The organism is Lacrimispora sp., assembly GCF_031982545.1.
Lineage (GTDB): Bacteria > Bacillota > Clostridia > Lachnospirales > Lachnospiraceae > Lacrimispora.
Map to the genome: position 1 here is coordinate 445,987 of NZ_DALYXB010000001.1, position 12,441 is coordinate 458,427.

The 12,441-nt window shown below is 41.5% G+C and carries 11 protein-coding genes and 1 riboswitch; of the genes, 1 reads left to right on the top strand and 10 read right to left on the bottom strand.

The genetic code is table 11. The annotated features are described in order from the left end of the window. Positions 1-87: 87 nt before the first annotated feature. The 9 genes from ABS301_RS02180 to ABS301_RS02220 all read right to left on the bottom strand — a co-directional run bounded on the left by ABS301_RS02180 (position 88) and on the right by ABS301_RS02220 (position 10,719). Positions 88-921, bottom strand: coding sequence for an undecaprenyl-diphosphate phosphatase (locus tag ABS301_RS02180; protein ID WP_349670626.1), 834 nt, complete (start codon positions 919-921; stop codon positions 88-90). Between the two features lie 147 nt (positions 922-1,068). Then, positions 1,069-1,680, bottom strand: a complete 612-nt coding sequence (locus tag ABS301_RS02185; protein ID WP_349670627.1) for a helix-turn-helix domain-containing protein — start codon at positions 1,678-1,680, stop codon at positions 1,069-1,071. Positions 1,681-1,700: 20 nt separating this feature from the next. Then, a complete protein-coding gene (locus ABS301_RS02190; RefSeq protein WP_349670628.1) occupies positions 1,701-3,662 on the bottom strand; it encodes a methyl-accepting chemotaxis protein in 1,962 nt (653 codons plus the stop codon). A 98-nt stretch (positions 3,663-3,760) separates the two neighbouring features. Beyond that, positions 3,761-4,939: an Acg family FMN-binding oxidoreductase gene (locus ABS301_RS02195; protein ID WP_349670629.1), complete on the bottom strand. Its 1,179-nt coding sequence runs from the start codon at positions 4,937-4,939 to the stop codon at positions 3,761-3,763. Further along, positions 4,936-5,598, bottom strand: coding sequence for a TetR/AcrR family transcriptional regulator (locus ABS301_RS02200; RefSeq protein ID WP_349670630.1), 663 nt, complete (start codon positions 5,596-5,598; stop codon positions 4,936-4,938). Before ABS301_RS02200 ends, ABS301_RS02195 begins: the two co-directional genes overlap by 4 nt. 73 nt (positions 5,599-5,671) lie before the next feature. Then, positions 5,672-6,454 (bottom strand): bifunctional hydroxymethylpyrimidine kinase/phosphomethylpyrimidine kinase, encoded by a 783-nt coding sequence (thiD, locus tag ABS301_RS02205; protein ID WP_349670631.1) that lies wholly within the window; start codon positions 6,452-6,454, stop codon positions 5,672-5,674. Further along, positions 6,451-7,089 (bottom strand): thiamine phosphate synthase, encoded by a 639-nt coding sequence (gene thiE / locus ABS301_RS02210; RefSeq protein ID WP_349670632.1) that lies wholly within the window; start codon positions 7,087-7,089, stop codon positions 6,451-6,453. Before thiE ends, thiD begins: the two co-directional genes overlap by 4 nt. Continuing rightward, positions 7,076-7,900 carry a hydroxyethylthiazole kinase gene (gene thiM, locus ABS301_RS02215; RefSeq protein WP_349670633.1) on the bottom strand — a complete coding sequence of 275 codons (825 nt, stop codon included), beginning with the start codon at positions 7,898-7,900 and terminating at the stop codon, positions 7,076-7,078. The genes thiE and thiM overlap by 14 nt, the downstream gene beginning before the upstream one ends. Before the next feature lie 68 nt (positions 7,901-7,968). Further along, positions 7,969-8,076: riboswitch (TPP riboswitch) on the bottom strand. Positions 8,077-8,112: 36 nt separating this feature from the next. Beyond that, positions 8,113-10,719: an HD domain-containing phosphohydrolase gene (locus ABS301_RS02220; RefSeq protein WP_349670634.1), complete on the bottom strand. Its 2,607-nt coding sequence runs from the start codon at positions 10,717-10,719 to the stop codon at positions 8,113-8,115. A 144-nt stretch (positions 10,720-10,863) separates the two neighbouring features. Here ABS301_RS02220 and ABS301_RS02225 point away from each other — a divergent pair, with 144 nt between their 5' ends. Further along, on the top strand, positions 10,864-11,082 hold the full coding sequence (locus ABS301_RS02225; protein WP_349670635.1) for a hypothetical protein: 219 nt from the start codon (positions 10,864-10,866) through the stop codon (positions 11,080-11,082). A gap of 68 nt (positions 11,083-11,150) precedes the next feature. Here ABS301_RS02225 and ABS301_RS02230 read toward each other — a convergent pair whose 3' ends face one another. Next, positions 11,151-12,320 carry an aldo/keto reductase gene (locus ABS301_RS02230; protein ID WP_349670636.1) on the bottom strand — a complete coding sequence of 390 codons (1,170 nt, stop codon included), beginning with the start codon at positions 12,318-12,320 and terminating at the stop codon, positions 11,151-11,153. Positions 12,321-12,441: the final 121 nt, after the last annotated feature.

Genomic DNA, 12,441 nt, shown 5'->3' on the forward strand with positions numbered 1-12,441 from the left:
AGGTGTAATCAAAATTGATTTTAAACCGGCAAAAACCCCTGACACAACGTCAGGGGCTGCAAAAAATAAACATGTAATTGAAAAAAATTATTTCAGGAAAAAATAAAGCAGAACAATCATGCCAAGTATTATGCGATACCAACCAAAAATTTTAAAATCGTGTTTCTTTATATAACTCATCAGAAATTTTATAACCAGTATGGAAACAGCAAACGCAACAGCCATTCCTGTTACCAGAATAAATAGTTCTTCCCCGGAAAAGGTCAATCCGAATTTAAGTATCTTGATCGCACTTAAGCCAAACATCACAGGAACTGCCATAAAAAACGTAAATTCCGCTGCCGCTGTCCGGGATACTCCGATGAGCAAAGCACCGATTATGGTTGCACCAGAACGTGAGGTGCCAGGAACAATGGAAAGCACCTGGAATAATCCGATAATAAATGCTGTCTGGTAATTAATATCTGCTATTTTAGTTATAGCTGGTGTTCGACTCTTATTCCAGTTTTCAATCAGGATAAAAGCAACTCCATAAAAAATCAAAGCTGCTGCAATTACCTGTGGTGTCTGAAACCGGGCGTCAATATAATCATCAAAAAGAATGGTTACAATTGCTCCAGGCACACAAGCAATTACTACCTTGATCCAGATAAGAAATGTTTCTTTTATAAGAAAAGGGCTGTTTTTATCACTCCACTGAAATGGAAACATTTTATTCCAAAACAGGATCACTACGGCAAGGATTGCCCCCAGCTGAATCACAACAAAAAACATTTCCTTAAACCCCTCGCTCCCACTGATCTGCAAAAACTGATCCACAAGAAGCATATGTCCGGTACTGCTGATTGGCAGCCATTCCGTAATTCCTTCTACAATCCCTAAAAATACAACCTTTAAAAACTCTGTTACTATGGAACCCATTGGTCTCATTCCTCCTGCTTTACCTTTTTTATTTCTATCCCCAATCTTCCTCTTTTATGCAGAAAAAAGCAAGACACCTGACGTAACTTAAAAGAAAAGCCCGTGACACGAATGGTGTCACAGGCCTGAAACCTGGTTTATACTACTTTATCTGGCAGGGCCTTTTATTAACAGCACCACTTTCCCCATGAGTAAGAGGAAGAGAAATGCAGCCACATACAACTGGCGGAATGCGATAAAAAAGAGGACTGCCATGGAATGGACCAACAGGGAAAACTGGTTCATCCTCTTTCTTAATGTCTCGTGGTCCTTCCTCTGTACAATCAGTTCTATCACGCCAATCAGTGTCAGGCACAGAATAAAACAGGCAGACAGCAGTATCCCCCATATGGGATTATTTGTAAATTTAAAGAATGGCACTGAGAAAAAATGTCCCCCTTCTTCCTGTGTAAAAAGTGGAAGTACCAGGAATGATACTGCCATGAAATCAAAAATCCCATAAGCCAGATTAAAAATCTGCTCCAGATTTCTGCGGTTCTCATCTTCAGCAAGGGTAATGAGCTCCTCTCCCATTAACAGCTCATCAATGGATACACCAAACAGCTTTGAGATGCATTTAAGGGAATCAATATTGGGATAGCCCTTGCCGCTTTCCCATTTTGATACTGCAGTTCTTGAAACATACAGCTGGGCTGCAAGCTGTTCCTGGGTCAGATTGTTCTGTTTTCGCAGTAACTGCAGTTTTTCACCAAACTCCAAACCCTTACCCCCTGATCATTTTATTTATTTCTCCTGGCCAATTCAAATTTGGAAACCAGACTGGTCATAATTAAGGATTGCCCGGACAGCTCCTGTGCATACGCTGCACTTTCTTCTGCTGTGGCAGCATTGGACTGAACCACTCCGGAAACCTGCTCTATGCCGATCTTTAATTGGGAAACGGCCTCCGACTGCTCTAAAGAACGATTGGAGATCTGGTTGACCAATTGGGAAACCTCTCTCGTACTTGTCACAATCTGTTCCAGAGAATGGGAGGTTTCTATGGCAATTTCATTTCCGTTTTTCACTGCCTCTATGGATTTTTGAATCAAAGCAGCCGTATCCCTGGCTGCATCTGCACTTTTTCCAGCCAGATTTCGTACTTCGTCTGCCACTACAGCAAACCCTTTTCCGGCCTCACCAACTCTTGCAGCTTCCACAGCTGCATTCAGAGCCAGAATATTGGTCTGAAAAGCAATGTCCTCCACTACTTTTATAATCTTCCCGATTTCCGTTGACGTTTCATCGATCTCATTCATAGCAGTTACCAGTTTATCCATCTCCTGCTGACCGCTGCTGACCTGATCTACCGCCTGCAGCGATTTGGTTCCGGCCAGTTCCGCATTATCGGCGTTGGAACTGATGTGATGTGAAATATCGGAGATGGTTGCGGCTATTTCTTCCACAGAACTTGCCTGCCTTGTGGCGCCCTGGGATAACTGCTGGGAGGATTCCGCTACCTGTTCTGAACTGCTGTTTACCTGTCTGGCTGAGATTATAATTTCACCAAATGCTTTGTTCAACTGATCTGTGATCTGGTTTAATGATGTCTGTATTTCTATAAATTCGCCTTTATATTCAATATCCGATGACACGCTTAAGTTCCCTGCAGATACCTGCTGCAAAATATAGGCAATTTCCTGAATATAGGATTTAAGGGAACTTACCATATCGGCGATACTTCTAGTCAGTATGCCAATCTCATCCTTGCTGTTATGAATATAAACTTCACTTTCCAAATCTCCTTCAGCCAGAAGCTCCATACGTCTGGTAATTTTCTTAATTGGGTTCGACAGGCCGTTTGCCAGCATAACGCTTGCAGCAATACCAACAATGATTAATACACCAGAGGAAACCAGGAGCAATACAATTGTGTATATAATGGAGGAGGTCATCTCCTTAACAGGCGCCACCACTCCGTAGGACCAGCCATCGGAATTGCTCACAGGGCCAAAGGCACAGATTCTGGCACCTGTCTCATATTCATATGTATCTACTCCCTTATCCCCTTTTATCATCTTGCCATATACCTTTGACGCATTAACAAGGGAAGGATCTGTTTTCGCCTTTTCAATAAAATTCTGTCGTTCTTCCACCAGATTGGGTCTCTTATTGGCTACAAAGGTACCGGTACTGTCAAGCATAAATACATTGCCTGTCTTACCAATTACAATTTTTTCGATAATATGGCTGAAGTAAAGGCTGTCCAGTACACCGATCACCACACCTGATTGAGAGGGCAAAGGAGAACAGACATAAAATACCATCTGACTGTCCAATGCTTCCGTTGAGGAGATTGTAGTATTTCCTTTTAAGCTGTCAGAGAAAAACGTTTTGGATGAAAAATCCTGTCCATTCAGGGTTTGATCCGTACTGGACAGCTTTCCGTCCGGACCTGCAAATGCCAGTGCTTTAAATTTTGTGTTTTTCATAGCCATATCCAGAACATTCAGTTTATTCCCCTTATCCCCTGACTGCACCGTTCCCAGCTGGCTGGCAAGACTTTCTGCCTGTTCCTTTAACAGACTAATTTCCGCAGCCAATGCGGTGTTGGCAATCTCTCCCATAGCATTCATATCACTTTTAGTGTTCTCGGTAATACTGTAATAACTGGCGCTGATCCCTGTAATCACGTTAACCGCTGAGGTCGCAAATAACAAAAGAAATATAACAAAAAACAGTTTGCTTTTTATTGTCTTCATAGAAACATATCCCCCTTGTCATAGTAGTTAAATCTATTATACATTGGGATTGTTTATTTTACAAATATCTATTTCAAAAAACGACGAAATTTTACAATTTATTCCTTTATGAAACTCATTACATCTCTTCTCATGGAATTTGGAGCAGGTGTTTCCGGTTTCCCAATTCGTAAAAGCATCTGTACGGTCTGGTCCTTGCCGGCATAATCGTTTCTGAAATTATCATAGGGCTCTTTCATCTCCGGATATTCCTCAAGCACCTGGCTGAGAGGCTGCATGGCAAGCCCCATGGTATGGCCCGTAAGAATCAACCTGCTGTATAGCATACCGCTGAGCACCTGATCTGTCCGTGTGTTTGCGCTGGTTGTTATGACCGCATAGGCGGCAGTATGATCAACAGCTGTTTTCGTATAATGAATGAAGTTTTCAGATGCACCTTTTCCTTCATTAACAGAGGGAAACATGGTGATTAATCCCTGAAGCAGATACCGTTTAAAGCCGGAAGCTCCCTGTCCTTCCACCGAAAAGCCCCATCGGTATTTGTTTTTTTCCTTTTCGTTTGCACGGAAGATTGCATTGGATTCATCCATCGCCCTGGTAACCCCGGCTTCGATTGTTGCACTTTCCATAACGTAATTGCCGATTTTATTAAGATCATCATGATCGGTATATAGCTTTATGGACAGACTTTCCTGATCCGGTAATTTTAATATTTGGGAGATCTGGGAAGAATCAGGAGCTTCCATCTTATAATTTCCCCGGTTTGTATCTGCCAGATATATCCCACTGTAAAGTGGACCTTCTTCCTGTTTGGAAGGTAAAAGAGTTATCTTAGCTACCGGCTTTTTATCCATGCTGCTTAAGATATCATTTTCTTCATATTCACCTTCTGGAAAGATAACAATCTCTGTTTGAAATCCTTCCTTTTCTCCCGCCACTCTTACATACTCTAAGAATGTCCCCTGGGTGATCATCATCTGCCGGTAAAGAGGATCTACCTCTTTGGTTGTCCTTAAGCTGTCTGCAAATAAGTAAAATACCCTGGGATCTTCTTTATCCAGTTTCACTTTCCACGGCTGCATATTGTGGTTGTTTGCCGCCAGCAGTCCGGCAGCAGTCAGACGCAGCCGGGGATCTGTAAACTTCGATGCATAATTTTTGTTCCACGGTTCTAAATATGACTGCTTCATAAATCCTCCGCCCAGAATAAATAATACAAACAACAGGAAAATAATGAAACTGCCTGCACAGGCAATTATCTTTAAAAAGACTTTCATACACCAGTCTCCTTTGCCGAAACCAGCTGTATCATCAACTGAAAGGACTCCTCTAAGAAATCCTCCACGGAAGTATGGTGATAATTCTCCAGATATTCCTTTTTCCTTCCTCCTGCATTAAAAACTCCGATTGTAAATGCCCATAAAATCAATGCAGTTTTCTCACAGTTCATATCCCGTTTAAAACTTCCATCGTTTTTCCCTTTTTTCAGCGCCTCTAACAGAAAGGAAAGAACTTCCTCACCCAGGCGGTAACACTCTTCTTTGGAGTCATCTGTGACGCCGCATTGATACCCATCATCCTTCGTTTCATACTCCATGATTGCCTTAAAGTAATCGAGATGTTTTTCCCGAAAAGAGAATAAGGTGTAAAAAATGCAATGAAGCTCATCCAGTGCACTGGCCGGTTTTTCTTTTCCAAACCTTTCCTCCATCATTTTTAACAGCTGTCTGTAACCTCTGATCATTATTTCAAAATAAATCTGTTCCTTACTGTTAAAATATACATAAACGGTCCGTTTGCTGAATTCCGCCTTTTTTGCAACTGCATCCATGGAAGAATTCTCATAACCGTTTGCAAAGAAAACTTTTTCTGCTGCGTCTATGATATCCTTTCTCTTAATTTCCTTTTCCTGTTGTTTTCGTTCTTCCGCTCCCAATTGTAATACCTCCTGTATCCCATCATTTTAATAAGTAAACTGGTAGTTTACTTATTTTATAACAGTTTACAGATTATGTCAATCCCCACATATGATTTAATGGACCGCTGCCTTTCCCGATGTTTAACTGATCATATAAAGCTCCTGTAATATACGCTTTGGCATTCTTAACGCTCTCTTCCAGAGTGCAGCCATTGGCCAGACTGCAGGCAATAGCGGAGGATAGCGTACAGCCAGTCCCATGGGTGTTGGGATTATCAATGCGTTTTCCTGTAATCCATACCATGTTTTCTTTGGTATAGAGAAGATCATCAGAAGTCTCTGTCAGGTGACCTCCTTTTATTAAAACTGCGCAGCCTGACTTTTGAAAGATTGCCTCTGCCGCCTTTTCCATGTGGTCTTTGCTGGTGATTTTTATATTGCAAAGGGCCTCTGCTTCCGGGATATTGGGCGTGGCAAGAAGTGCTGCAGGCAGCAGTCTGCCAATCAGCGCATCCATTGCAGTTTCAGAAAGCAGCTTAGAACCGCTGGTTGATATCATAACCGGATCGACAACCAGATTTTTTACCTTATATTCCTTCAGTTTCGTGGCAATAACTTCTATAATTCCGCTGTTTGATACCATTCCGATTTTCACCGCATCGGGAAAAATGTCAGTAAAAATACAATCCATCTGTTGCCCTGCAAATTCAGGTGTCACATCCATAATCGATGTGACACCTGTGGTATTCTGGGCGGTAAGCGCTGTAATTACACTCATTCCATATACCTTATGTGCAGTCATTGTCTTCAAATCTGCCTGAATACCAGCGCCGCCGCTGCAGTCAGAGCCTGCAATCGTCAATACTTTTTTCATGAAACCGCCTCCTTCACCAATGATAAAAGAGTCTTTACTGCTTTTTCCTTATCTTTGGCAGCAAATATTGCAGAAATAACTGCTACTCCGTCAATCCCGCACCCTTTAAGTTTTAAAATATTATCCTCATTGATTCCGCCTATGGCTATTACGGGAATGGATACGCAGCTACAGATTTCTTTTAAAGCCTCAAAGGTAACAGGATTGGCATCCGTTTTGGTGGAGGTCTCAAAGACGGCACCCACCCCAATATAATCTGCACCGTTTTTCTCGGCCAGAAGTGCCTGCTCTTTTGTCTGGGCCGATACTCCAAGTATCTTGTCTTCTCCGATCAGCTCTCTGCATTTTTTTGCCTCCAGATCTTTCTGCCCTACGTGAACACCATCTGCTCCTACAGCGAGAGCTACCTGAATATTATCATTTATTACAAAGGGTATTTTATATGTTTCAGTGATTCTTCTGATCTCTTTTCCCTCTGCGACAAAGCTGTCGTGATCAAGATTTTTTTCCCGAAGCTGAATAAACGTAGCACCTGATTTAATAATTTCCTCCACCTGTTCATGAAGTTTGTTCCCGTTAAGCCAGGTCCGGTCGGTCACCACATATAAAAGCATATTTTCTTTAGATACATTCATAATTTCCACCCTCTTCCAGCATTTGTTCATTCAGTCTGCTCATTTCATCAATCAGCAGCATACGGTATGTACCGGTGCCTCCATGAAGCTCGCAAAGCTTCCTATATGCCAATTCCCCACACAGTCCCATCCCGCATACGGCAGCTGCAGAGGCCTTTAAAATACTGCCGGGATTAGCTCCCACATAGCTTCCGGTAACAGCAGCGAGCATGCAGCCGGTTCCAGTGATTCTGCTCATCATGATATGACCGGTTCTGATTGCATACCCATGATTCTCATCAGCAACCACATCAATGGCTCCTGTAATCGCGATGACGGAACCGGTTCTATTTGAGAACTCTTTAGCAAAGTCTGCCACACTTTTTAAATTGTCCTCCGTCACTTTATCCGCTTCACAGGCATCCACACCTGCAGTCTTTCCTTCTCCTGCTGCCAGAAATTTAATTTCTGATATATTGCCTTTTATTACGGAAAACTGGATCTCTTCCAGAAGCTGATATGCTATTTTTTTCCGAAATGCCGATGCACCGGCTCCCACAGGATCAAAAACAACAGGCAGACCGCACTGATTTGCCTTCTTTCCTGCTGCCAGCATAGATATGGCGGTACGTTCATTCAGGGTTCCCATATTGAGTACAAGAGCGGAAGAAATAGCGGTGATATCAGTAACTTCATTGATATCATCTGCCATAATCGGAGATCCTCCGCTTGCCAGAATGATGTTGGCGCAGTCGTTTACAGTTACATAATTTGTAATTGCATGGACCAGTGGAACATTGTTTCTTACGTTGGTAATAATTTGTTCAAACATTTTCCTTACTCCTTTTCCTGTTTTGAGGGAAAAAAATGAGATATGCCCATAAAGACATATCTCATGATAGTTCGTAAGAGTGGCTGTCCCTACGTTGGCATTACCCAAATCAGGTTATAAGGGTCGAAGTTCTTTACTTCCTCTCAGCCGGGTCACCAGCTCCCCAAAACATTATTGAATTTTCTCGATTTTAACACAAGGGGCAGATGCTGTCAATTCAATCCCTTCATATGGTTCACAAAAAAATCAACCAGCTCCGGGTCAAACTGCTCTCCTGAACCACGAATCAGTTCGTTTTTTGCAAAGGCAGCAGGCAGTGCCTTCCGGTAGCTTCTGTCACTTGTCATGGCGTCGTAAGCATCCGCTATAGTGATAATTCTTGCAAACAGCGGAATGTCTGTTTTACTCCTTCCTTTGGGATATCCCTTCCCATCCCACCGCTCATGATGGCATAAAACAATCTCCGCTATCTCCGACATATTAGGGGAAGTGTTTAAGATACGGTATCCGATCTCTGAATGCTTTTTAACCTCCTGATATTCATCATCTGTTAAAATTCCTGGTTTATTTAGCACCGCTTCCTGAATTCCAATTTTCCCAATATCATGAAGGAGACCGGCTGCCTTAATCTTATTTACATCGCTGTCAGGCAACCCCATCTGTTTTGCCATTGTCTCACAGATTTCTGCCACTCTCTGGGAATGCTGCTCCTCTCCCTGATTCTTTTCATGAAGGGTATTTAATATAATATCAATGGTTTTGCTTCTTCTGCTACTGGCCTCATATAATTTATTCTGATACATCTTATCTTCTGCCAGCTTTACCGCTTTTTGAGTCGGCATCCCGGATTCCTCAATAATGTGATATCCGAACGAAACCGAAAGCTCGATTCCGTTGATGGTCTCCCTTGTACATTTTTCTTTTAATTCCCGGATATACCGGTCTGTCTCCCCTCTTTCGGTCCTTCTTAAAATAATCGCAAACTCGTCTCCGCCTACACGGCTGATTAGCTCCCCTTTCTTTCCTGAATCCGCCAGGATTTCGGCAAACCGCTTCAGCATATAATCTCCGTATTCGTGACCGAACGAATCGTTTACCACCTTCAGTCCATTCAGATCCGCGAAAATCACACTGATGGGATAATTTTCTGACTGATTCAGTTCCTTTGATACCTGGTCAAAATACCTTCTGTTGTGCAGTCCTGTTATATGATCATGATAACTGATCTCTTCAATTTCCTTAATATAATTATGAGTTTCTGTAATGTTTCTGGCAATTGCAATGGCTTTGTCATCAAACCATTTTACAATCCGCAGTTCATGATATTCTGTAATCCGTGCACTGGTCCACTCATACTCGATTTTCTGGTTTTCACCAGTGAGAAAAACCTGATCGATCAGTTCCCTGCCCTTTGCAGCAATCGATTGTGGCATTACATCGGCAATATTTTTACCAATAAAACGTTCCCTTTTAAAAAACAGATGATCCAGATCTCCAATGCAGTCTAAAAATACCCCATCCCGGGAAATAACAAATACTGTGTCTGGAATCGCTTCCATCAGCGAATGGGCATATTTAAGGCTGTGATACATCTGGGTCTCCCGCTCTGTTAAAATCTGATTCTGCAAGATTAATTGTTTCTGGGATTCCACATTTTCTCTCAGAGAATGCTCCAGCTTTTCATTGCTTTGTTTTAACTGCTGCTTCATTTCATCGAGAGATTTTCCAATTAATCCAAATTCATCCCTTCTTTTTACCAGTTCCCTGCTGACTTCCTGGTCAAAGCTGCGATCTCCTATCTCTTTTATTTCTCTTAAAATAGCTTTTACCGGATGGTCAATGATTCTGCCGGTGAGAATAAAAACGGTGATGAACATAAACAAAAGGGAAAGTCCGAATATCCATATGAATGTATTTGACAGCTGCCCTATGGGTTTATTAATGGAGTTCTCCGGTATTTCAAAGACAATTTTCCAGCCCAGATCATTCAGTGTCTTATAATACAGAGTAATCTCCTGTTTATTTTTAATATAAGATGTTCTCCCATTGTCATTGGAAATAACTTCTGAAACAGCAGTAAGATAGGACTGATTATTGGAACCGTATACACTACCTTTTGCTTTCACTGCAGCTTCGCTTTCCGCAGCAAGGTAAGTTCCTTCCCTATTGATAATATAGGTAGTACCATCATGACTGGCTATGTAATCGGAGATAAATTTCTGCATGGAAGACAGTCCTACATCCACAGTTACACAACCTGTAAATTTGCCGTTACCATCATAGACAGGCTGGGAACAGGTTATCATATATAGATTACTGGTCTGATCATAGTACATATCCGTCCACACAATGTTATTTGTTTTCTTCGCAAGTGCATAGTAATCCTGAGAAAAGTAATCATAGTCAGCGTTGCTGTAATCAAATGTTGATATGATCCGGTCGCCATCCCGGTACACATAGGGTCCCATATATTTTTGAGACTTGTCATATGCATATGGTTCATACCAGATTCCTGCTCCCAGTATAAACCGATTATCCTGGACAACTGGTTTCAAAATCTTAATGAAATAATCTGGTGAATAATCTTTGCAGCCATTTCCTGCAAACACGGCCAGAACCCTGGAAATTTCAGCTGCATCATTCATGTTCTTTTCGATGATGTTTTTCTGAATCTCTTTCTCTGCAGATATTCGTTCACTGGTTTCATGATCAACCAGCCTTTTTGCTGTCTTTACACTGGCATGATAGCTCAGCATGAGGACCACACATAATATGGGAATAACGATCAGAAGCATTTTCATTCGAATATGACTAAGCATACCATCGCCTCTATCATACGTATTCTTTGATCAAACTATATTCTGTCCTTCCACTCCAGCTATCTTTCAAATAGTTTAAATATATTATCGTCAGGTTGTCAAGCTGAATTAAAGTTGTCTGAAATAAAAAAAAGTAAGCCATAAATGATCGTTCTTCATCTATGGCTTACTTCTGACAGGTGTCTGGACGCATTTAAAAACTGGATTGTAAGCATTGGAGCTCCTGTCACACTGGAAGAGGTTCACATTTCTAAGAAAGAAGTGGATAAGCTTGCAGCTCACATCTTCCGCACAATAGAAATGGCCAGAATGCAGGAACTTTATCCTCTTGAAACTTTAAAAGAATTATTAAACCGCATGTAATAAAAAAGTAAAACAAAATCCGTCTGCAGATACTGCTTTACATCTGAAGACGGATTTTATATGTTTATTTATTGATCAAACTTCATGAACCTTTTTATAAAGAACCGGAGTGGTTTATAATAGAATCCTTCCATTGATTTGCTTACCTGAGTTAATTCTTCACTGATTTTAATATGCTGGGGGCAATGGGATTCGCATTTTTTACATTTCACACAAAGAGAAGCATTGTGGGGCTGGTTCTTAATGCCGGTCTGCATGACATATTTTCCGATGGAAGCCAATTTCCCTTCTATCTCCATGTCATTGTAACAGGAAAAACAGGTCGGGATATCCACTCCTTTCGGGCATGGCATACAGTAGTTACAACCGGTACAGGGAACCTTAATTGTCTTATCAAGAATTTCTCTCACCTTCCCAAACAGCTTAAAATCTTCTTCTGTAAAAGCATTTACTTCCGTTTCAGATGCTACTTTGATATTTTCCTTTATCATCTCCATGGAATTCATTCCTGAAAGCACAACAGTAATCTCCGGCTGGTTCCAGAGCCACCGAAATGCCCATTCTGCCGGTGACCGTTTCACATATGCGTTGTTCCAGACAGACTCGGCTTCTTTGGGAAGATTGGTCACAAGCTTTCCGCCCCGCAGCGGCTCCATAACCATAACCGGGAGCCCCTTGCTGGCAGCATATTTGATTCCTTCCTTACCAGCCTGTCTGTTTTCATCCAGATAGTTATACTGGAGCAGACAAAACTCCCATGGATAGATATCCACCAGCTGGATAAATTCATCCCTTCCTCCGTGATAGGAAAAGCCAATGTTTCGGATCTGACCTTTTTTCTTCTTGTCTTCGATCCATTCATTGATCCCCAGCTTAATCAGCCGGTTCCATACTGTTGTATCAGGCAGCATATGAATTAAATAATAATCAATATAATCTGTCTGAAGCCGTTCTAATTCAGTTAAAAAGATCTTGTCAAAGTCTTCATACTTTTTAATGGCATGGGGAGGCATCTTGGTGGCAATGTTTACCCGATCTCTGTATCCCTTGGAAAGTACCCTGCCTAAAATCACTTCGCTGTTTGGATAGATATATGCCGTATCAAAATAATTAACGCCATTCTCTATGGCATATATAATCTGTTTTTCTACTTCTTTTTCATCCCGGTTAAATCTCATACAGCCAAAACCCAGCGCTGAAAGCTCCTTGTGATTTTGGGGATTGATCCGATACTTCATGATTGACCCTCCTGATTTTATTTTTTATTCTTATTATACCTATTTATGATGTTATATCAAATAGCAAAATCACACAATCAGTAATTGAGACATAATCATCTGTAATAAGAACAGGGCTTTA